Annotated in this window: 17 protein-coding genes and 3 tRNA genes; 11 read left to right on the top strand and 9 right to left on the bottom strand. The window is 62.7% G+C overall.

All coding sequences use genetic code 11. The annotated features are described in order from the left end of the window. The first annotated feature begins 31 nt into the window (after positions 1 to 31). From MRBLMA1_RS03015 to MRBLMA1_RS03005, 3 genes are all read left to right on the top strand, one after another. Positions 32 to 2,125, top strand: coding sequence for a malate synthase G (locus MRBLMA1_RS03015; protein WP_363734939.1), 2,094 nt, complete (start codon positions 32 to 34; stop codon positions 2,123 to 2,125). Positions 2,126 to 2,346: 221 nt separating this feature from the next. Further along, positions 2,347 to 5,013 (top strand): alanine--tRNA ligase, encoded by a 2,667-nt coding sequence (alaS, locus tag MRBLMA1_RS03010; RefSeq protein ID WP_363734937.1) that lies wholly within the window; start codon positions 2,347 to 2,349, stop codon positions 5,011 to 5,013. Positions 5,014 to 5,231: 218 nt separating this feature from the next. Then, a complete protein-coding gene (locus tag MRBLMA1_RS03005; RefSeq protein WP_363734935.1) occupies positions 5,232 to 6,170 on the top strand; it encodes a glutaminase in 939 nt (312 codons plus the stop codon). Here the strand turns inward: MRBLMA1_RS03005 and MRBLMA1_RS03000 are convergent. From MRBLMA1_RS03000 to aroA, 7 genes are all read right to left on the bottom strand, one after another. After that, positions 6,167 to 7,951, bottom strand: a complete 1,785-nt coding sequence (locus tag MRBLMA1_RS03000) for a cation:proton antiporter (RefSeq protein ID WP_363734933.1) — start codon at positions 7,949 to 7,951, stop codon at positions 6,167 to 6,169. The genes MRBLMA1_RS03005 and MRBLMA1_RS03000 overlap by 4 nt on opposite strands. Before the next feature lie 379 nt (positions 7,952 to 8,330). After that, positions 8,331 to 8,416: transfer RNA gene (locus tag MRBLMA1_RS02995), tRNA-Leu, on the bottom strand. Between the two features lie 54 nt (positions 8,417 to 8,470). Then, positions 8,471 to 8,761 (bottom strand): integration host factor subunit beta, encoded by a 291-nt coding sequence (locus tag MRBLMA1_RS02990; protein WP_133654677.1) that lies wholly within the window; start codon positions 8,759 to 8,761, stop codon positions 8,471 to 8,473. Between the two features lie 168 nt (positions 8,762 to 8,929). Continuing rightward, the gene (rpsA, locus tag MRBLMA1_RS02985) at positions 8,930 to 10,642 is read right to left on the bottom strand and encodes a 30S ribosomal protein S1 (protein WP_133654678.1); all 1,713 of its coding nucleotides are present in this window, start codon (positions 10,640 to 10,642) and stop codon (positions 8,930 to 8,932) included. A gap of 171 nt (positions 10,643 to 10,813) precedes the next feature. Continuing rightward, entirely contained in the window at positions 10,814 to 11,449 is a 636-nt protein-coding gene (cmk, locus tag MRBLMA1_RS02980) for a (d)CMP kinase (RefSeq protein WP_363734932.1), read from the bottom strand. After that, positions 11,446 to 11,697 carry a CBU_0592 family membrane protein gene (locus MRBLMA1_RS02975; protein WP_133654680.1) on the bottom strand — a complete coding sequence of 84 codons (252 nt, stop codon included), beginning with the start codon at positions 11,695 to 11,697 and terminating at the stop codon, positions 11,446 to 11,448. Before MRBLMA1_RS02975 ends, cmk begins: the two co-directional genes overlap by 4 nt. Next, positions 11,694 to 13,034: a 3-phosphoshikimate 1-carboxyvinyltransferase gene (gene aroA / locus MRBLMA1_RS02970; RefSeq protein WP_363734930.1), complete on the bottom strand. Its 1,341-nt coding sequence runs from the start codon at positions 13,032 to 13,034 to the stop codon at positions 11,694 to 11,696. Before aroA ends, MRBLMA1_RS02975 begins: the two co-directional genes overlap by 4 nt. A 149-nt stretch (positions 13,035 to 13,183) precedes the next feature. Here aroA and MRBLMA1_RS02965 point away from each other — a divergent pair, with 149 nt between their 5' ends. The 5 genes from MRBLMA1_RS02965 (at position 13,184) to MRBLMA1_RS02945 (ending at position 15,650) form a co-directional block, all read left to right on the top strand. Then, the gene (locus MRBLMA1_RS02965; RefSeq protein WP_133654682.1) at positions 13,184 to 13,519 is read left to right on the top strand and encodes a TIGR02300 family protein; all 336 of its coding nucleotides are present in this window, start codon (positions 13,184 to 13,186) and stop codon (positions 13,517 to 13,519) included. A gap of 89 nt (positions 13,520 to 13,608) precedes the next feature. Continuing rightward, positions 13,609 to 13,684 (top strand) — tRNA-Ala (locus MRBLMA1_RS02960). A 198-nt stretch (positions 13,685 to 13,882) separates the two neighbouring features. After that, a tRNA-Ala gene (locus MRBLMA1_RS02955) sits at positions 13,883 to 13,958 on the top strand. Positions 13,959 to 14,517: 559 nt separating this feature from the next. Further along, positions 14,518 to 15,075: a hypothetical protein gene (locus MRBLMA1_RS02950; protein ID WP_363734929.1), complete on the top strand. Its 558-nt coding sequence runs from the start codon at positions 14,518 to 14,520 to the stop codon at positions 15,073 to 15,075. Then, entirely contained in the window at positions 15,072 to 15,650 is a 579-nt protein-coding gene (locus MRBLMA1_RS02945; RefSeq protein ID WP_363734928.1) for a hypothetical protein, read from the top strand. The genes MRBLMA1_RS02950 and MRBLMA1_RS02945 overlap by 4 nt, the downstream gene beginning before the upstream one ends. A gap of 3 nt (positions 15,651 to 15,653) precedes the next feature. Here MRBLMA1_RS02945 and MRBLMA1_RS02940 read toward each other — a convergent pair whose 3' ends face one another. Next, complete coding sequence (locus MRBLMA1_RS02940; RefSeq protein WP_363734926.1) at positions 15,654 to 17,930, bottom strand: ATP-dependent helicase; 2,277 nt, start codon at positions 17,928 to 17,930, stop codon at positions 15,654 to 15,656. Positions 17,931 to 18,033: 103 nt separating this feature from the next. Between MRBLMA1_RS02940 and MRBLMA1_RS02935 the strand changes: the two genes are divergently transcribed. After that, the gene (locus MRBLMA1_RS02935; protein WP_363734925.1) at positions 18,034 to 18,429 is read left to right on the top strand and encodes a GFA family protein; all 396 of its coding nucleotides are present in this window, start codon (positions 18,034 to 18,036) and stop codon (positions 18,427 to 18,429) included. 147 nt (positions 18,430 to 18,576) lie between these two features. After that, the gene (locus MRBLMA1_RS02930) at positions 18,577 to 19,041 is read left to right on the top strand and encodes a Fe-S oxidoreductase (protein WP_363734924.1); all 465 of its coding nucleotides are present in this window, start codon (positions 18,577 to 18,579) and stop codon (positions 19,039 to 19,041) included. On the opposite strand, the gene MRBLMA1_RS02925 is transcribed toward MRBLMA1_RS02930, so the two are convergent. Further along, complete coding sequence (locus tag MRBLMA1_RS02925; protein ID WP_363734922.1) at positions 19,022 to 19,474, bottom strand: RrF2 family transcriptional regulator; 453 nt, start codon at positions 19,472 to 19,474, stop codon at positions 19,022 to 19,024. The two genes, MRBLMA1_RS02930 and MRBLMA1_RS02925, sit on opposite strands and share 20 nt — an antisense overlap. A 109-nt stretch (positions 19,475 to 19,583) precedes the next feature. Here MRBLMA1_RS02925 and MRBLMA1_RS02920 point away from each other — a divergent pair, with 109 nt between their 5' ends. Further along, a complete protein-coding gene (locus MRBLMA1_RS02920; protein ID WP_363734921.1) occupies positions 19,584 to 20,033 on the top strand; it encodes a globin domain-containing protein in 450 nt (149 codons plus the stop codon). The last annotated feature ends 43 nt before the right edge of the window (positions 20,034 to 20,076 follow it).

The following is a 20,076-nucleotide window of genomic DNA, read 5'->3' as shown; positions in this document are numbered from 1 at the left end:
CTATGTTCCCGCGTCAAAAGGAGATCATTCCATGACCAGCATGACCGATCGCGCAGGCCTCCAGGTCGCGCAAGCACTTGCCAGCTTCATCGAGGAACGCGCGCTCCCCAACACCGGGATCGACGCCGACGCCTTCTGGCGTGGCGTTGCCGCGATCTTCGCGCAATTCGCTCCGGAAAATGCCGCCCTGCTGGCCAAGCGCGACTCGATCCAGGCCCAGATCGATGCATGGCATCAGGAAAGGGCGGGCCAGCCCATCGATGCCGCCGCCTATCAGGGCTTCCTGCGCGACATCGGCTATCTCGTCCCCGAACCCGCGCCGTTCCAGATCGGCAGCGAGAATGTCGATGACGAGGTTGCCCGCCTGGCCGGGCCTCAGCTCGTCGTCCCGATCCTCAATGCCCGTTTCCTGCTGAATGCCGCCAATGCGCGCTGGGGCAGCCTCTATGACGCGCTCTACGGCACGGACGCCATTCCCGGCGCAGCCGCGGGCAAGGGCTATGACGCCGCGCGCGGCGCGCAGGTCATCGCCTGGGCGAAGGCCTTCCTCGACGAAGCCGTCCCGCTCGCCTCCGGCTCCTGGGCGGACCTTGCCAGCGAAGACATCAATCTGGCCGACCCCGGCCAATATCTCGGCCGCAGTGAGAAGGGCCGTCTCTTCCGCCATAATGGCCTGCACATCGAAGTCGTCTTCGACCGCGCGCACCCCATCGGCCAGACCGATCCTGCGGGCATAGCGGACGTCATCCTGGAGTCCGCGCTGACGACCATCTGCGATCTCGAAGACTCGGTCGCCGCCGTCGATGCGGAGGACAAGGTCGCCGCCTATTCCAACTGGCTTGGCCTGATGCAGGGCGACCTTGTCGAGACGTTCGAGAAGAACGGCGCGCAGATGACCCGCGCCCTCAACCCGGACCGCAGCTACACCGCGCCCGACGGCAGCACCTTCACCCTGCCGGGCCGCAGCCTGCTCTTCGTGCGTAATGTCGGCCATCTGATGACGACGCCCGCCGTCCTGCTGCCCAATGGCCAGGAAGCGCCTGAAGGCATTCTCGACGGCATCGTCACCACGCTGATCGCCATGCACGACCTCAGCAAGGAGGGCGGCAACAGCCGCACGGGCAGCGTCTATATCGTCAAGCCCAAGATGCACGGTCCGGAGGAGGTCGGCTTCACCAACCGCCTGTTCGATGCGATCGAAGACCTTCTGGGTCTCGGCCGCCACACGCTGAAGGTCGGCGTCATGGACGAGGAACGCCGTACCTCCGCCAATCTGGCCGCTTGCATAGAGGCGGTGAAGGACCGCATCGTCTTCATCAATACCGGCTTCCTCGACCGTACCGGCGACGAGATGCATACGTCGATGCGCGCCGGTCCCATGATCCGCAAGGGCGAGATGAAGACCAGCGACTGGATCACGGCCTATGAGGATCGCAATGTCCAGATCGGCCTCGCCTGCGGTCTTTCGGGCCGCGCCCAGATCGGCAAGGGCATGTGGGCCGCGCCGGACCGCATGGCCGACATGCTGGAGCAGAAGGTCGGCCATCCCAAGAGCGGCGCCAACACCGCCTGGGTGCCGTCGCCCACGGCGGCGACGCTGCACGCGACCCATTATCACCGGATCGACGTCTACGCCCGCCAGGCGGAACGTGCGGCCGAACCAGTCGCCGCCCTTGACAAGCTGCTGACCATCCCGGTCGCGCAGCCGGGCCGCAACTGGTCGGAGGAGGAGGTTGCCCAGGAACTGGACAATAACGCCCAGGGCATTCTCGGTTATGTCGTCCGCTGGGTCGATCAGGGGGTCGGCTGCTCGAAGGTTCCCGACATCCACGACATCGGCCTGATGGAAGACCGCGCGACGCTGCGCATCTCGTCGCAACATATGGCGAACTGGCTGCTCCATGGCGTCTGCACGGCCGAACAGGTCGATGCGGCGTTCACGCGCATGGCGGCCAAGGTCGATGCCCAGAATGCGGGCGACCCGCTTTACAGCCCGATGAGCGGCAACCCGGAAAGCCTCGCCTGGCAAGCTGCCCGCGCGCTGGTCTTCGAGGGCGTCGCCCAGCCCAACGGCTATACCGAGCCGCTGCTCCACAAATACCGCGCCCTGGTCAAGGCGCAGTAATCCTGCAATCGTCTGATGGGGGAATGTGCGACGTCCGCTCATTCCCCCATCAGTTTTCGACTGCCTGCCTCCCAAGCCTCGCGCTGGGAGCATGTCTCGTGCTGAGGGGCGGGACGTGCGGTGCTGCCGCCCATCCCAATCCCCGCCCCATCAAGCGATATTCCCATAAACGACGAAAAGCCCCGCTTGTGCGTTGGAGCGCTTCCCACTAAATCGCCCGAATGACTTCGACCAACGACATTCGCCGCTCCTTCCTCGACTATTTCGGGGCCAACGGCCACACCATCGTTCCGTCCGCGCCTCTGGTGCCGCACAACGACCCGACGCTGATGTTCGTCAATGCGGGCATGGTGCCGTTCAAGAATGTCTTCACAGGGCTGGAATCGCGGTCTTATTCGACCGCAACATCCAGTCAGAAGTCGGTCCGCGCCGGCGGCAAGCATAATGACCTCGACAATGTCGGCTACACCGCGCGCCACCACACCTTCTTCGAAATGCTGGGGAATTTCAGCTTCGGCGATTATTTCAAGGAACAGGCGATCACCCATGCCTGGACCCTGCTGACGAAGGAATGGGGCCTGTCGCCGGAAAGGCTGACGGCGACCGTCTATCATACCGACGACGAGGCCTTTGACCTCTGGAAGAAGATCGCCGGCCTGCCGGAGGAGCGGATCATCCGTATCCCCACCAAGGATAATTTCTGGGCAATGGGCGACAGCGGCCCCTGCGGTCCCTGCTCGGAGATCTTCTACGACCATGGCGATCATATCTGGGGCGGCCCGCCCGGATCGCCCGAAGAAGATGGCGACCGCTTCGTCGAGATCTGGAACCTCGTCTTCATGCAATATGAGCAGGAAGCGAACGAGATCGTCAGCGAACTGCCCAAGCCCAGCATCGACACCGGCATGGGTCTGGAACGTATCGCGGCGGTGCTGCAGGGCGTCCATGACAATTATGACACCGACACGTTCCGGGCACTGATCGAGGAATCGGGTGCGCTGACGAAGACCGCCACCGATGGTGCGTTCAAGGCCAGCCATCGCGTCATCGCTGATCACCTTCGTTCGACCAGCTTCCTGATCGCGGACGGCGTGCTGCCCGCCAATGAGGGCCGCGGCTACGTCCTGCGCCGCATCATGCGTCGCGCCATGCGCCACGCCCACATCATCGGCGCGAAGGAGCCGTTGATGCACCGGCTTGTCGGCAGCCTCGTCTCCGAAATGGGCGGCGCCTATCAGGAACTGGTCCGCGCGCAGCCACTGATCGAGGAAACGCTGCTGCGTGAGGAGACCCGATTCCGCCAGACGCTGGAAAAGGGCCTGAAACTGCTCGACGAAGCAACCGGCGATCTGGCCGAAGGCGACACCTTGCCCGGTGAAACCGCGTTCAAGCTCTATGACACCTATGGCTTCCCCTATGACCTGACGGAAGACGCGCTGCGCTCGCGCGGCCTGACCGTCGACCGCGCCGGCTTCGACGCCGCCATGGCCGAGCAGAAGGCCGCTGCGCGCGCGGCGTGGAAGGGCTCGGGCGAAAAGGCGTCGGACGAAATCTGGTTCGACATAGCCGAAAAGGCGGGCAATACCGAGTTCATCGGCTACAGTTCGACCGAGGGCGAGGGCGAGGTGCTTGCCATCGTCAAGGACGGTGTGAACTTCGACAGCGCGACCGCGGGTGAGACGGTGACGATCATCACCAACCAGACGCCATTTTACGGCGAAAGCGGCGGCCAGATGGGCGATGCGGGCACGATCAGTTCGCAATCCGGACTCGTCGCGGATGTCGAGGACACCGCCAAGCCGCTTGGCCGGCTCCATGCCCACCGTGCGAAGATCGGCGCGGGCAGCGTCAAGCTGGGCGATACGGTGCATCTCAGCGTCGACGTCAGCCGTCGCGACCGGATTCGCGCCAATCACAGCGCCACCCACCTGCTGCATGCGGCATTGCGCAACCAGCTTGGCGCGCATGTCACGCAAAAGGGTAGCCTGGTTGCGCCGGATCGCCTCCGCTTCGACTTCTCGCACCCAGAGGCTTTGACCCATGGCCAGATCGCGACGATCGAATCCCAGGTGAATGAGCAAATCCGCCACAATGAAGCGGTGACCACACGTCTGATGACCCCAGACGATGCCATTGCGGCCGGCGCGATGGCGCTGTTCGGGGAAAAATATGGGGACGAAGTCCGCGTGCTTTCCATGGGCAGGGGGGACGCGAACAGCTATTCGGTCGAACTTTGCGGCGGCACGCACGTCCGCGCAACGGGCGACATCGCGATCTTCAAGATCATCTCGGAATCGGCCGTGTCCAGCGGTGTTCGCCGTATCGAGGCTCTGACGGGGGAGGCTGCGCGCCTCTGGCTGTCCGACCGCGAGGATCGCTTGCGCCAGTCCGCCGCCACGCTCAGAACCACGCCCGAGGAAGTCCCCGCCCGCATCACTGCGCTGGTCGAACAGAGCCGCAGGCTCGAACGCGAACTGGCCGAAGCGAAGAAGGCGCTGGCGCTCGGCGGGGCAGGAGCTGGCGGGGCGGGTGCCCAGGCGGCTGGTCCTGAAAAGGTCGGCGCGATCAATTTCATCGGTCAGGTGATCGAAGGGCTGGACCCCAAGGAATTGCGCGGATTGGTGGATCAGAACAAGGCGGCGTTGGGCAGCGGAGTTTCCGCGGTGCTGGCAGTGGTCGATGGGCGCGCCAGCATCGCCGTGGGCGTCACGGACGATCTCACGGCCACGATAAGCGCCGTGGACCTGGTTCGCGCCGGTGTTGAAGCGCTTGGCGGAAAGGGCGGCGGCGGTCGTCCCGACATGGCCCAGGGCGGCGGGCCGGACGGGGACAAGGCGCAGACGGCCATAGAATCCGTCAAGGCGGCGCTGGCCAGCGTGCCGGCGTAACCAACCGACAGGTCCGGTCCTCACAAGCGAAAGGCGGACAATTCCTGGCGAACCGTGCTCCTTCCTAGAAAGCAGTGCGGTTTTGTCCTTTATGGAAGATGGCGACGCGCATTGTCTTTTCATGCGCCACGACAGCATGCCGAAAAATGGCATGCTCTTGCTCGTCATTGTGTAATCTGTTCCGCCGAGCCCCGTAGCAAATGGACGCCGCTTTCCTCATGGACCTACCCGCGATCCTGGCCGACATCGTTGCCCATATGGCGGAGCAGGAAGACCACGGCGTCGTTGCCAGCTATATCCCGGAGCTTGCCAAAATCGATCCCGGCCAGTTCGGCATAGCGGTTGCGACGGCGGACGGCCGACTGATCGAAGGTGGCGATTCCGAAACCGCCTTTTCGATCCAGTCCATCTCAAAAGTGTTCGCCTTGACCCTGGCGCTTGGCAAAATAGGCGATCAGCTCTGGCAGCGGGTCGGACGGGAACCGTCCGGCAATGCCTTCAATTCGATCGTTCAACTGGAGCAGGAACAAGGCATTCCCCGAAACCCCTTCATCAACGCTGGCGCTGTGGTCGTCGCGGACGTCAATCTGGGCGGCCATCAACCTCGCGTGGCCATTGGCGAAATGCTGCGCTTCGTTCGCTTTCTGGCAAATGACGACAGCATCGCGATCAATGAGACCGTTGCCGCGTCGGAGACAGCGACGGGTTTTCGCAACATGGCGCTGGCGAATTACATGCGCGCCTTCGGCAATATCCGTCATCCGGTCGATCTGGTACTCGGCACCTATTTTCATCAATGCGCGATCGAGATGAGCTGTCGCCAGCTTGCGCTCGCCGGTCGTTACCTGATGCTTGATGGTCGGCACCCCGAAGGCGGCCGGGTTGTCTCGTCGAACAGGGCAAAACGGATCAACGCCCTGATGTTGACCTGCGGCCATTATGACGCTTCGGGCGATTTCGCTTTCCGCGTCGGCATTCCGGGCAAGTCAGGCGTGGGCGGCGGCATATTGGCGATCGTGCCCGGTCGCGCCTCCATAGCAGTGTGGTCGCCCGGCCTGAACGACAATGGGAACAGCAAGCTTGGCACGCTGGCGCTCGAAGAACTGGCCAGGCAAACAGGCTGGTCCGTCTTCAGTCCACCCCCGGCGCCGGATTAGGGCACTTCATCTGCCCTCAGCCTGCGCAGCTTGGGCGCGGTTTCGAGCTGGGCCGCATCCTTGATACCCATGCGCAGATCCTCCCTGGTCTGGTGGATCGATGCGATGACTGGCCCCATTGCGACGCCCAGGTCAACCAGCGCGGTTTCCGCTAGCTGAAGAGAGCTTTCGAGCGTTTCCGGAACGGCATCGCTCGCCCCGGCGCGATAAAGCTGCGCTGCATGATCGGTATCCCGCGCCCGCGCGATGATCGGCAGATCGGGCACCCATCCCCTGACGCGCTTTGTAACGCGCACGGAAAGGACAGGGTCGTCCATCGTCAGGATCAGCGCCCGCGCATGGCCGAGACGAAGCTTGTCGAGCATTTCGGCGCGCGATACGTCGCCGAACAATATGGGATATCCGCCGCGACGCGCCTCCGCGACGACATCCGGGTCGGATTCCACGACAATGAAGCGCTGCTTGTGCAGGTTGAGGAGGTCGCAGACCATGCGTCCCACGCGTCCAAAGCCGATCACGACCGCCGCCGCCTGGATATGGTCTTCGGTGAATTCCGGCGTTTCTTCGCCCAGCGCCATCTCCAACCGTCGGGCAACATCGTGCCCGAGCCGCGCAAGCAGCGGCGTTATGGTCAGCCCGATCGCGGTCACGATCTGCCAGAAGGCGGCGGTAGACGGGAGGATCAACTGCGCCGCGGCGGCGGCGGACAGCACGATCAATGTGGTTTCCGACGGGCTGGACATCAGCACGCCGACTTCCAGCGCGACGCCTTTTCTTGCGCCGGAGAGGTAGAGCAGGGCAGCAGTTACGATCGTTTTGGCGAGGACGACGCCGATCACCGCCAGAATGAGCGTAGGCCAGTTGGCGAGGATGACGCGTACGTCCAGGCCCATGCCGACGGTAATCAGGAATACGCCGAGCGCCAGTCCTTTGAACGGCGCCGTCATGACCTCGACTTCGCCGTGATAATCGGTTTCCGCGATCAGCAGCCCGGCAAGCAGCGCGCCGACGATCGGCGAGAGGCCAGCGATGGACGTGGCCATGCTGGAGACGATGACGACCAGCAGGCTGGCGGCCAGGAACACTTCCGGGCTTTTCGTACGGGCGGCCTGGCTGAAGATGTGCGGAAGGCAGAGCCGTCCCAGAACCAGCATGACGGCGATGGTGATACCGCTTTTGAGCAGCGTGTCCGCCAGTTCGGTCCACGGGCCATCCGGACTGGCAGCTACGGAGGGAGCCAGGGCGCCCAACATGAAGATGATGGGGACGAGGGCCAGATCCTCGAAGAGGAGCATGGAAAAAGCCGCGCGTCCAACCGCGCTTTGGGTGCCGACCATCGGCAGAACGACGGCCGTGGATGACAGCGCGAGCGCAAGGCCAAGGCCAAAGGCGCCTGCTGGCGCCTGCCCAAGGAGATAAAGGCCAAGTGCGATCAGCGTGCCGCCGCCGATCAATTCTGCCGCGCCCACGCCGAACACTTGCGTGCGCATGGTCCAAAGGCGACGGAAACTAAGTTCCAGCCCAATGGAAAAAAGCAGCAGGATGACGCCCAGTTCGGCAAAGGGCTCAATCGCTGCCCTGTTCGAAATCGTGACATGGTAAAGCCAGGGATATTGGCCGACCAATGCACCCAGCCCAGACGGTCCGACCGCGAGCCCGACAAGGATGAAGCCTATGACGGGACTGATCCGAAGCCGAGCAAAGCCGGGGATCACGACCCCCGCAGCGCCCAGGATGACAAGGGAATCGCTGAAACTCTGAGGATTGATCGCGCCGGCCATGGCGGATCATCGCGACAAATGCCGCGGATATCCAGCGCTAAGCACCGCAAGCCGGAAAAATGCCGAATGATGACAGGCGGGACATGGTCTGCCTGACGCAGGAAGTATCGATGGATTTACTGACCGGGAAGGCTATCGATCCAGCGCTCGAGTGGAACTGCTGACCACGAAATATCATGACGGCCGGGACATGATGTCGCCATCGAAGCCGGCGGGATGGGCCTCGACGGGCCCATTGTGGCGGAGGCCGTGGATGCCTGGATTGCCGCTACTCTTGGCCAGAACGGTTCGTGAGCGCACGCAGCCTTGTCGGAATGCTGTCGGAACGTGACGCAAAAAGGTGAACGCCAGCCTTCGAAAAAGCCAGCAAAATCAGTGCTGGTGCGGACGGCGGGACTTGAACCCGCATTCCCAGGGGGAGGCGGATTTTAAGTCCGCTGCGTCTACCGATTTCGCCACGTCCGCTTGAGGCCGCCACCCCTGAAGGCTAACGGCGCGCAGGTCAAGGACATGGTTTGGTCAGAGAGCAGCTTTGCCGTTCAGGCGCTCCCGCATCTCTTTTCCAGGTTTGAAATAGGGAACGCGTTTGGCATCTACCGGCACCTGTTCGCCGGTCCGCGGATTGCGGCCGGTCCGTGCGTCGCGCGCTCTGGTCGTGAAGGCGCCGAAACCACGAAGTTCCACTCGCCCTCCGCTGGACAGGCGATCGACTATTTCCTTGAAGAAAAGATCGACGATCCTTTCCACTTCCTGGAGGTTGAGGTTTGGATTTTCCTCAGCCAATTTCTGAATGAGTTCCGAGCGTATCATTGGTCCTCCAGACTCCCCCTTCTGGTTCCCGGTTTATTTATAATGAATCCGCGACCTTCTGACAATCGGCCAATATCGGTATGTCAATCTCATTTTGGGAAAATAAAAAGCCCGCCGGAGTTAAGTTCCGGCGGGCCATATTACTTAAGTTACATATCGAATGTGCGCTTAGCCTTCGCTCTTGGCCTTCAGCGCTTCGCCCAGAATGTCGCCCAGCGACGCGCCGCTGTCGGACGAGCCGTACTGCGCCACGGCCTGCTTCTCTTCTGCGATCTGAAGGGCCTTGACGGAGAAGGTCGGCTTCTTCGCACGGTCGAAACCAGTGACCATCGCATCGAACTTCTGGCCGATCTGGAAGCGTTCCGAACGTTGCTCGTCGCGATCGCGACCCAGGTCGCTGCGCTTGATGAAGCCGGTCGCGCCGTCCTCGCCCGCCTGGACTTCCAGGCCGCCGTCGCGGACTTCCAGAACCGTGACGGTGATCGTCTGGTTCTTGTTGAGACCAGCGGCAGCGGCGGTCGTGCCGCCGGCAGCCGGGCCGCCACGCTCAAGCTGCTTCATGCCAAGGCTGATACGCTCCTTCTCGACGTCGATGTCGAGAACGACGGCCTGAACCGTCTCGCCCTTGCGGTGCAGAGCCAGGGCGTCTTCACCCGAAATGCCCCAGGCGATGTCCGACATGTGGACCATGCCGTCCACGTCGCCGTCCAGCCCAATGAACAGACCGAATTCGGTCGCGTTCTTGACTTCGCCCTCGACGGTCGAACCGATCGGGTGACGTTCGGCAAAGCTGTCCCAGGGGTTGTTCTGGGCCTGCTTGAGGCCGAGCGAGATACGGCGCTTTTCGGGATCGACTTCGAGGACCAGAACTTCGACTTCCTGGCTGGTCGAAACGATCTTGCCGGGGTGGACGTTCTTCTTGGTCCAGGACATTTCCGAAACGTGGACCAGACCTTCGATGCCAGCTTCCAGTTCGACGAACGCACCATATTCGGTGATGTTCGTGACCCGGCCCGACAGCTTGGCGCCCACCGGATATTTGGCGGCAGCGCCTTCCCAGGGATCGCTTTCCAACTGCTTCATGCCAAGGCTGATGCGCTGGGTGTCGCGGTTGATGCGGATGATCTGCACGCGGACGGTATCGCCGATGTTGATCATCTCGTTCGGGTGGTTGATGCGCTTGTACGACAGGTCGGTGACGTGCAGCAGGCCGTCGATGCCGCCCAGGTCAACGAACGCACCATAATCGGTGATGTTCTTGACGACGCCCTCGATGATCTGACCTTCGGCCAGCGTCTGGATGAGGCCGCTGCGCTGTTCGGCGCGGGTTTCTTCCAGAATGGCGCGGCGCGACACGACGATATTGCCGCGGCGGCGGTCCATCTTCAGGATCTGGAAGGGCTGCGGAATATCCATCAGCGGGGTGACGTCGCGCACGGGGCGAATATCGACCTGCGAACCGGGAAGGAACGCCACGGCGCCGTCGAGGTCGACGGTGAAGCCGCCCTTGACGCGGCCAAAGATGACGCCTTCGACCCGAGCATTTTCGGTGAACTCGGCTTCGAGCTTGTCCCAGGCGGCTTCGCGGCGTGCGCGGTCGCGCGACAGCATGGCTTCGCCATGGGCGTTTTCGACGCGGTCGACATAGACTTCGACCTCGTCGCCGACCTTCAGGTCAGCCTTCTGGCCTGGCGCGGCGAATTCGCGCAGCGGCACGCGGCCTTCCGACTTCAGGCCGACGTCGATCAGAGCCATGTCGTTTTCGATGCCGGTAACGGTGCCCTTGACGACGCGACCTTCGAAGCCGCCGTCCTCGCCACCGAGAGAATCATTGAGAAGCGCGGCGAAATCGTCGCGCGAGGGGAATGCCGTAGAGGCCATGGTAGTTTCCTTCATTCTTCATTGCTGGCCTACCGGTTGTATCCGGTGGTCTTTCAGGCCAAATCGTCCGCGGGGCCGAATACCCGCGCGAACATCCGTAAGACCTGACGAGTCGACGCCCGGTGGATAAGCGAAAAGGGCGCCTGGGAACTCCCGGCACCCGGCATCGCGTCAGGCCTGTCGCCGACGTTCCAACTGGGCGTCCACCAGTGCAATGGCCTGCCGGACGGCGGCGTCTATAGTCAAATTGCTGGTGTCGAGCAAGTCCGCTCCATCGGCCATACGGAGCGGCGCATGGTCGCGGCTCATGTCGCGGGTGTCGCGCGCCTGGATGTCCGCGATCAGGCTATCCATGTCGGGATGGCCGCCATGGTCGAGCGCGTCCTGATAGCGCCGCTGGGCGCGAACATGGACGCTGGCGGTGACGAAGATCTTGGCTTCGGCATCGGGCGCGATGACGGTGGCGATATCCCGGCCATCCAGGATCGCGCCGCCGGGTTGGGTCGCGAATTCGCGCTGTCGATTGACGAGGGCCTGGCGCACGCTCTGATGGATCGAGACGCGGGAGGCGAGCGAACCGACGGCCTCGCTGCGCAGAGCAGGATCGTTCAGCATGGCGTCGTCGAAATCGCAGGCAGCGAGAGCGTCCGCTTCGTGATCGGGATCACCGCTCCGCTTCAAGACGGCGAGCCCGACAGCGCGATAGAGCAGGCCGGTGTCAAGGACGGGCAGGCCATAATGACGGCCGAGCGCCTTGGCGATGGTGCCCTTGCCGGAAGCGGCTGGACCGTCGACGGCGATGATCATGATGCTTTGCCTTTCCGCCATGCCTTGGCAAGGCCGATGAGCGCGATGATGGACCACACGATCTCCAGCGCCAAGGACGCGATGTTGAAATGGATGGTCAGCGAATAGATCAGCAGCAGTGCGCCGACCAGGTTCAGCAGGTTGAACAGGATGAAGTTCAGCGTCTTCGCCATGTTGCTGTAGGCATAGGCAAAGACCATCATGCCACTGCCGATCAACCCGATGATGCTGGCGAGATCGAAGGTCATGTCAGCGCGCCGAGCGATTGCAGCAGGGTGGTGAAACCCGGGAAGCTGGTCGCGACGGGGCGCATGTCGTCTATGGTTACACCATTGCTGGAGACAAGGCCCGCAATCGCGAAGCTCATGGCGATGCGGTGGTCCAGCTTCGTGGCGATCGGACCGCCGCCGGGCAGGAGCGTGCCATTGCTGCCCTCTATGACGATGCCGTCCTCCAGTTCCTCGACCTGCACGCCGATGGCACGCAGCCCCGCCGCCATGGTCGCGATACGGTCAGATTCCTTGACGCGCAGTTCCTCCAGTCCGCGGAATATGCTGCGTCCTTCGGCCAGGGCGGCGGCGATGAAGGCGACGGGATATTCATCGATCATCGACGGCGCCCGCGCCGGATCCGGCTCCACCCCCTTGAGTGCCGAGGCGGTGATCACGAGGTCGCCCACCGGCTCCCCGCCGACCTGGCGCGGATTTTCGACAATGATGTCGCCGCCCATTTCCCGCAGCAGATCGACAAGGCCTGCGCGGGTTGCGTTGAGGCCGACATTGGCGATCGTGGCCTTCGATCCCGGCACAAGAAGCGCGGCGACCATCGGGAAGGCGGCCGAGGAAGGATCGCCGGGAACGGTGATCGATTGCGGAAGAAGTTCCGCTTCGCCCCTGAGCGTGATGATGCGCGTGCCGTCCGCTTCCACCTCGACCTCAAGGTCTGCGCCGAAGCCCTTGAGCATTTTCTCGCTATGATCGCGGGTAGGGACCGGCTCCACGATGCGGGTGATGCCGGGCGTGTTGAGCCCGGCAAGCAGGATGGCCGACTTCACCTGCGCCGACGCGACGGGGAGGCGGTAGTCGAGCGGTACGGCCGGGCAGGCGCCGCGCATCGTGAGCGGCAGGCGGTCGCCGGGGCTGCTTGTGAAACTCGCGCCCATGCGGGACAGCGGATCGGTGACGCGCGCCATGGGGCGCTTGCTGAGCGAGGCGTCGCCCACGAAGGTCGCGGTGATGGCGTGGCTGGCGACAAGACCCATCAACAGGCGGGTGGAGGTGCCGCTATTGCCCATGTCGAGCGGGCCGTCCGGTTGAAGCAGGCCGCCGACGCCGACGCCGTGGATATGCCAGATGCCGTCCGCATCCTTGCTGATGTCCGCACCCATGGCCCGCATGGCGGCCGCGGTGGCCAGCACATCCTCTCCCTCCAGCAGTCCTTCGACCCGGCTTTCGCCCACGGCCAGCGCCGAAAGCATCAGCGATCGGTGCGAAATGCTCTTGTCGCCCGGCACGTGGATCGAACCGGAAAGGGCGGGGGAGGCGGTGAAGGTCATCGGGGTCGGCTGGTCGGAAAAAGCGGTCACGGGTCAATCCGTCTGCAAAACTTGAAAAAATGCGCCCGGCTTTTGACAGCGCGGCCTCGCTATGGCAAGGCGCCGTCTCTTCGCGGGCGACCCTGTCGTGCCGCGTAATTTCTGTTTTGAGCACTCGCAAGAGAAGGATAAGGCCGGACATGGTCAAGGCTGAATGGGGCACGAAGCGTACCTGCCCGAAATGCGCCACGCGCTTCTACGACCTGGGCAAGGATGACCCGGTCACCTGCATCAACTGCGGCACCGCCTGGGAACCGGAACCCGTGCTGAAGTCGAAGCAGCCGCTGCCCTATGAGGAAGCGCCCAAGAAGGTCATCGAAACCGCCGACGGTGAAATGGAGACGGCCGACGACGATCTGGACCTGGATCTGGACGTGGATGATGACGGCGATTCGCCGGACAATGACGTCGATCTGGGCGGCGACGACGACCTGGGCGTCGATGCCGGCGGGGACGATGGCGACGACGACAATTAATTGAATTTTGTGCTTGCCAAGGAGTTCGCTGCCACCTAATGGCAGCGGCCTCCGAGGCGCCGGACCCAAACGGCGCCGACACTGGAAACGGGGCCTTAGCTCAGCTGGGAGAGCGCCTGCATGGCATGCAGGAGGTCAGCGGTTCGATCCCGCTAGGCTCCACCAGTTTTTCGGGAAATGAAATGTCCCTGGGACATTTTTCCGAAAAACTTCCGAGCGCAAGCAAGGGGCTTGGCGAGGTTGCAAATGACCTCGATCAACGCTCCTGGTGATTTGGGCACGGGACGTCCAGACATAAGGCCGACGGCTTTGACGCCGGACATGGTCTGATCCATTGGGATGCGGCATGATGCCGCAAACGATGGGGCCTTAGCTCAGCTGGGAGAGCGCCTGCATGGCATGCAGGAGGTCAGCGGTTCGATCCCGCTAGGCTCCACCAAATTTCCCTATCATCCGAAATGCCTTGCCATCGGCAGGCCGCTTGATCCTGTCGGGCGGGAGGCTGCTGATTGCGGCCGATTTCCGTGATTTTCCGCCGAAGTTCACAGTGTATGCGCGCGCGTGCCTGGGCGCGCGTATCCGCGGGGGTCTGATATGCCGGACATTTCAAAGACGGCGTCTGGTAGGTCGGTCGGGACGGAATAGGACAGGCGAAAATATCCCCTGTTGGACAAATAGGACGCTTTTTGAGGATGCTGTTGCTGCTGGGTTACGGTTGAGCCTTATTTGGTCGTCTGCATCGCAGATGCTGCCGCCTGTCGCGATATGCAGTGCAAAGCTTAGCGGAGCCGGCTGACTCGCGATCATCGTCAGCTAGCCATTTGGATTAGCTGCTGAATTTTTCGAGCTAATGCTAAATGCGAAGAAGCGTAAATAAAACAAGGCAGTAGTGTCGCGGCAAGTTCAGTTCGTGAAGGGGGAAGAACGTGCCGAAACTACTCGCTACGATTTTATGGTCGACTTCGATTGGAGTAATCCCGGCGCAGGCACAGCCCCCGATGACAAGCTCCGCGGGTGTCGCCAGCGTCCAATATGTGCCGGTCGGCACCAAGCTTGCGGTTCGCATTTTGGCCGACCTGACCACCAAGAAGAAGCAATCCTATTCCGGTCAAAGATTTCCGATTGAAACAGTCGCTCCTGTAATGATTGGTCCGCTGGTGGTCATTCCCGCTGGAACGCGCGGCGAAGGAGAGATCATTGAAGCTCGCAACAAAGGCATGTGGGGCAAGTCGGGCTTCGTCGAAGTTCGCGCCGTCCACCTTAATATGAGCGGACGCCGCGTCCGTTTGACGGGCGGAATCAACGACAAGGGAGTAACGGGTACGGCGGTAGTCGTAGGCGCTGTCATGACTTCCTGGCCATTGGGTTTCATCATGACCGGCACAAGCGCCCGCATCCCTCGCGGAACTGCGTTCACCGCCATTCTGGATGAGGATCTTCCGTTCATCATGGGCGCGCCGGCCGGCGACATGTTGGCGCAATCGGCATTGGCAACGACGCAACAACCCATGTCCGACGGGGGCGAGACGGAGTTCCGCAACGGGGTGCCACAATGAAGATGCGTTTCGTCTTGAGCGCATGGCTCAGCGCGAGTTGCATGGTCTCGGCAGTAGATGCACAGATCCTCGCTTCGCCTTTGCCAGGCGTGTCGCAGAACAGAGCCGATGCTCCCCGCTGGATCGACGGCACCATTGTGCAACTTTCGGTGGTGGATGCCGTAGGCAGCAGAGGGGCGAAGCCGGGGGACAGGTTCAGGCTTCGAGTGGAAGCACCTGTCTGCGTTGACGGGAGGTTGGCGATCCCTGTCGGGGCAACGGCCTGGGGAGAAGTACTATCTTCCTTTCGCAGTAGCGCCGGCGGAACACGAGGACGGTTAAGCTGGCATCTGCGCGAAGTTGAAACCGCCTGGGGGCCAGTTTCGTTGCGCGGAGATCAGGAAGCCGTCGGAGCCTCTGGCGCGGACTCGGTTGCTGTTGCCGTATATCTTATTGGAATATACGGATTTCTTTTGAAAGGCAAAAATGCAGGGTTACGGACCGGTGATCTTATGTCCGGCTATATTGTCGGGGGGGTGCGAGAGCCGGAGCATTTGATGCCCATTGTTTTGAACCATTCCGGAAACGCATGTTGAAAATCAAGCCGGCTGGACGAAGCTGTCCATCACCCGCTTGCGTCCGGCCGTCTCGAAGTCGATCTCCAGCTTGTTGCCTTCGATCTGCGCCACGGTGCCATAGCCGAATTTCTGGTGGAAGACGCGCAGGCCGATGATCATGTCGTCGCGACCCTTGTTGCCGAGCGAGACGGCTGATGTGCGCGCTTCCACGATCCGGATGGGTTCGGTGGTGAATTGCCCGCCCTGCTGGGCGCGCTGCCAGCCCGGACCGCGGCCGGAGCCCCGCTGAACATTGGCGAAGGGATCTGCACGTTCGGACCAGTTGGCGCGCCAGAGCGAGGCGCCGCCAGCCATGCTGCTCTCCTCATCCACATGTTCGGGAGGCAGTTCCCCGACGAAGCGCGAAGGGATGGAGCTGGTCCACTGGCCATAGATGCGGCGGTTGGCGGCGTGGAGAATGATGCAGGATTTCCGCGCCCGCGTGATCGCGACATAGGCGAGGCGACGCTCCTCCTCCAGACTGTTGAGGCCGCCTTCGTCTAGCGCGCGCTGGGAGGGGAAAATTCCCTCCTCCCACCCTGCCAGGAAGACCGTATCGAACTCCAGCCCCTTGGCGGCGTGGATGGTCATGATCGTGACCTTGCGCTCGTCCTGCTGCGCCTCATTGTCCATGACGAGGCTGACATGCTCAAGGAAGGCGCCCAGCGTCTCATATTCCTCCATGGCGCGGGTCAGTTCGCTCAGATTTTCCAGTCGTCCCGCGCTTTCGGCGGTGCGTTCGGCCTGGAGCATGGCGGTGTAGCCGCTTTCGTCCAGTATCTGCCGCGCCAGCTCGGCATGGGGCAGTTGCGCCGCGCGGTCGCGCCAGCGCGCGAGATCGCCGATGAAGGCGCCCAGGCTGCGCCGGGCCTGCGGCGTCATCTCATCCGTGTCGAGTATCCGCGCAGCGGCGAGGGCGAGCGCTATGCCCTCTGCGCGGGCAAGCCGATGCAGCTTTTCCACCGCCTTGTCGCCCAGGCCGCGTTTGGGAACGTTGACGATCCGTTCGAACGCCAGATCATCGGCAGGCTGGTTGACCAGGCGAAGATAGGCAAGCGCGTCGCGAATCTCGGCGCGTTCATAGAAGCGGAAGCCGCCGACGATGCGATAGGGCAGGCCGATCTGTATGAAGCGGTCTTCGAACTCGCGAGTCTGGTGCTGGGCGCGGACGAGGATGGCGACCTCGTCCAGCGACCCGCCTCCGCGCTCTATCGATTCGATTTCTTCGCCTACGCGCCGCGCTTCCTCCGGTCCGTCCCATACGCCGATGACCCGGACCTTTTCGCCCACGTCGATGTCCGTCCAGAGCGTCTTTCCCAGGCGATTGCCATTTTCCGCGATGACCCCTGAGGCAGCGCCCAATATATGGGGTGTCGATCGGTAATTCTGTTCCAGCCTGACGATCTTCGCGCCCGGAAAATCCCTTTCGAACCGAAGGATATTGGCGACTTCCGCCCCGCGCCATGAATAGATGGACTGGTCGTCATCGCCCACGCAGCAGATATTCTTGCGCGTTTGCGCCAGCAGGCGGAGCCAGAGATATTGGCTGGAGTTGGTGTCCTGATATTCGTCCACCATGATGTAGCGGAAACGCTGCTGATAGCTTTCCAGAACGTCGCGGTGGCGTTTCAGAATCGTGAGAACATGCAGCAGCAAGTCCCCGAAATCGCAGGCATTCACATCGCGCAGGCGCGCCTGGTAGGCGGCGTAGAGCTTCTGCCCCTTTCCGTTGGCATAGCCCTCGCTCTCGCCGGCGCCGATTTCCTCCGGGGTCAGGCCCTTGTTCTTCCACTGGTCGATGAGGCCGGCGAGCTGGCGGGCGGGCCAGCGCTTCTCATCGATACCCTCGGCCTGGATGAGTTGCTTCGTCAGGCGAAGCTGATCGTCCGTGTCGAGGATGGTGAAATTGGATTGCAGGCCGACCAGTTCGGCATGGCGGCGCAGCATCTTTGCGGCGATCGCGTGGAACGTGCCGAGCCACGGCATGCCCTCCACCGCGGGGCCGATCATGCGACCGACCCGTTCCCGCATTTCCCGCGCTGCCTTGTTGGTGAAGGTGACAGCGAGGATTTCGGACGGATAGGCCCGCCTGGTAGCGATCAGATGGGCGAGGCGGGCGGTGAGCGCCGCCGTCTTGCCCGTGCCTGCGCCGGCGAGGACCAGCACCGGCCCCTCGGTCGTGAGCACGGCTTCCCGCTGGGGTTCGTTCAGCCCCTGAAGATAGGGGGGATCATCGGGCGAGGGAGCGGGCAGGGTCATGAGCTGTCAACTAGGATGCTGGGCGGGAAGCGGCAAGAGCGGGCCCCTTGCGCTGCCGTTCCTTCTATGAGAACAAAAGGCGAATCATGCAAGGAGAAAGGCCATGGTCTCTGGGCGATGCCAATGTGGGGCTATCCAGTATGAAGCGCGGGGGGAACCAATCCATAGCGCGCTGTGCCATTGTTCGGATTGCCGGAAAAGCGCCGGAGCGCCGATGGTCGGCTGGGCCCTGTTTCGCGAAGATATGGTGACTGTGACGGGCAAAGCCGTGAGCTACCAGTCCTCCGAAAATGTGACGCGGGAATTTTGCGGAACCTGCGGCACGGGGTTGTTCTATCGCAACTCTGCTTTCTTTCCGGGGATGGTCGACATCCAGACGGCAACGCTGGACGACCAGTCCGTTCTGCCGCCCACCATCCATGTGCAATTCGCCGAGGCTGCGCCGTGGATGGCGGGTGCGCATGAATTGCCCAAGTTCGAACGCTATCCAGAGCATTGAGGCCCCACCGGGGAGCGTCATTGGGGCATCGTCTGACGGCGCGATCGCAACGGTTCGTCGCCATCGCCGGAACGCAGGCGTAATGCATCCGGTTCTTTGTCCAGCCCGAAGGCAGAACGGGGTGAGAACAAGGAAAGGATGATCCCGATGAAATCGATCCTGTTGGCTGGTGCGGCCATGCTGGCCTTTGGCACTGGCGTCACTGGTATGGCGATCGCGCAGGACATGCCTGCTTCGACGCAGCCGCCAGCGACCGGTGCGCCGCCTCCGCCCGAACAGGGCGCGACGCCTGCCACACCCGCCACGCCGGCCGACCCCGGAGCGGCTTCCGCCAGTCCGGCGACACCGGCTACACCGCCGCCCGCCGCTGATCCCAATGCTGGCCAGCCGATGGGTGCCGTGCCTCCTGAGACGGGCATGCAGCCGGCGCCCGCCGGCGTGCCGCATGATCCCTCCGCTCCGGTCGGCACGTCTGCCAACCCCGCTACGGTCGGCGGCAACATGACTCCTCCGCCAACTGAACAGAAGGATTATCCGCTGTGCAGCAAGACCGTGCAGGATAGCTGCATCAACAGAAGCGAAGCGCCCAAATCTATGCGCAAGCGGCGCTGACGGCTTTCGGGCCGGGCAGGGCGGCGATGATGGCCGCAAGCCCGGCCCGGTCCCGCGCCGCATCGGCAAGGCTATGCTGGTCGAGCACAGACAGGAAGGCTGTGGTGGCGGCCCGCAATATGCCCGACAGGCCACAGGCCTGACGTAGCGCGCAACCCTCACAGTCGGCCATTTTCATGTCAGGCTCGCTATGGCGGACGACTTCGCCCAGGCCGATAGTCTCTGCCGGACGCGCCAGGGTGAAGCCTCCGCCACGTCCCCTCTGGGTCTTCAGAAAGCTGCCTTGGGCGAGATGATGCACCACCTTCATCAGATGGTTGCGGGACAGGCCGTAGGCGTCAGCGATCTCCGGGATGGTGGCGCGGCCGCCTGGTGCGACCGCGAGATGGATGAGAACGCGCAGGGCATAGTCGGTGTGGCGGGTCAACTGCATGGCATCCACGCTTATAGGCCATAGGACGGGTCTTGAACATATATCCTGTTTACATCTTAAAACATGCATAGTAGATGCACCTTTGTAACTGCTCGACAAAGGTGCATCCATGACCCAATTGACCAACGACACCATTGCCATCGTGAAAGCGACTGCCCCTGCCTTGCGCAAGCATGGCGTGGAGATCACGACGGCCATGTACGCCCGTCTGTTCATGGATGCGTCGATCAGGGATATGTTCGATCAGGCGGCGCAGGAAAGCGGGGAGCAGCCCAAGCGGCTGGCTGCGGCGATCCTGGGCTATGCCGAGAATATCGACAGGTTGCAGGCTCTGGACGGCGCCGTCGCGCGGATGGTGCAGCGCCATGTCGAAACGGGGGTCAAGGCGGAACATTACCCCAAGGTGGCCGAAGCGCTGCTGCCTGCCATCCGCGATGTGCTGGGCGAGGAGGTGGCGACCGATGCCGTGCTGGACGCCTGGGGGCAGGCCTATTGGTTCCTGGCCAATATCCTGATCGGCAAGGAGGCACAGGCTTATGAGGATGCCGAAGCGGCGTGATCCGGCGTGAAGGGCTTCCGCGAGGACCGGGGCCGATCGGAGG

The organism is Sphingobium sp. LMA1-1-1.1 (assembly GCF_040676365.1).
Taxonomy (GTDB): Bacteria; Pseudomonadota; Alphaproteobacteria; order Sphingomonadales; family Sphingomonadaceae; genus Sphingobium.
Note: the sequence above shows the minus strand (reverse complement) of the source record. Positions and strands in the feature narration are given on the sequence as shown.

What these genes read in the sequence shown, in the direction of transcription:
- MRBLMA1_RS03015 (WP_363734939.1), top strand. Translation starts at nt 32, where the DNA reads ATGACCAGCATGACCGATCGCGCAGGCCTCCAGGTCGCGCAAGCACTT.
- alaS (WP_363734937.1), top strand. Translation starts at nt 2,347, where the DNA reads ATGACTTCGACCAACGACATTCGCCGCTCCTTCCTCGACTATTTCGGG.
- MRBLMA1_RS03005 (WP_363734935.1), top strand. Translation starts at nt 5,232, where the DNA reads ATGGACCTACCCGCGATCCTGGCCGACATCGTTGCCCATATGGCGGAG.
- MRBLMA1_RS03000 (WP_363734933.1), bottom strand. Translation starts at nt 7,951, where the DNA reads ATGGCCGGCGCGATCAATCCTCAGAGTTTCAGCGATTCCCTTGTCATC.
- MRBLMA1_RS02990 (WP_133654677.1), bottom strand. Translation starts at nt 8,761, where the DNA reads ATGATACGCTCGGAACTCATTCAGAAATTGGCTGAGGAAAATCCAAAC.
- rpsA (WP_133654678.1), bottom strand. Translation starts at nt 10,642, where the DNA reads ATGGCCTCTACGGCATTCCCCTCGCGCGACGATTTCGCCGCGCTTCTC.
- cmk (WP_363734932.1), bottom strand. Translation starts at nt 11,449, where the DNA reads ATGATCATCGCCGTCGACGGTCCAGCCGCTTCCGGCAAGGGCACCATC.
- MRBLMA1_RS02975 (WP_133654680.1), bottom strand. Translation starts at nt 11,697, where the DNA reads ATGACCTTCGATCTCGCCAGCATCATCGGGTTGATCGGCAGTGGCATG.
- MRBLMA1_RS02965 (WP_133654682.1), top strand. Translation starts at nt 13,184, where the DNA reads ATGGTCAAGGCTGAATGGGGCACGAAGCGTACCTGCCCGAAATGCGCC.
- MRBLMA1_RS02950 (WP_363734929.1), top strand. Translation starts at nt 14,518, where the DNA reads ATGACAAGCTCCGCGGGTGTCGCCAGCGTCCAATATGTGCCGGTCGGC.
- MRBLMA1_RS02945 (WP_363734928.1), top strand. Translation starts at nt 15,072, where the DNA reads ATGAAGATGCGTTTCGTCTTGAGCGCATGGCTCAGCGCGAGTTGCATG.
- MRBLMA1_RS02940 (WP_363734926.1), bottom strand. Translation starts at nt 17,930, where the DNA reads ATGACCCTGCCCGCTCCCTCGCCCGATGATCCCCCCTATCTTCAGGGG.
- MRBLMA1_RS02935 (WP_363734925.1), top strand. Translation starts at nt 18,034, where the DNA reads ATGGTCTCTGGGCGATGCCAATGTGGGGCTATCCAGTATGAAGCGCGG.
- MRBLMA1_RS02930 (WP_363734924.1), top strand. Translation starts at nt 18,577, where the DNA reads ATGAAATCGATCCTGTTGGCTGGTGCGGCCATGCTGGCCTTTGGCACT.
- MRBLMA1_RS02925 (WP_363734922.1), bottom strand. Translation starts at nt 19,474, where the DNA reads ATGCAGTTGACCCGCCACACCGACTATGCCCTGCGCGTTCTCATCCAT.
- MRBLMA1_RS02920 (WP_363734921.1), top strand. Translation starts at nt 19,584, where the DNA reads ATGACCCAATTGACCAACGACACCATTGCCATCGTGAAAGCGACTGCC.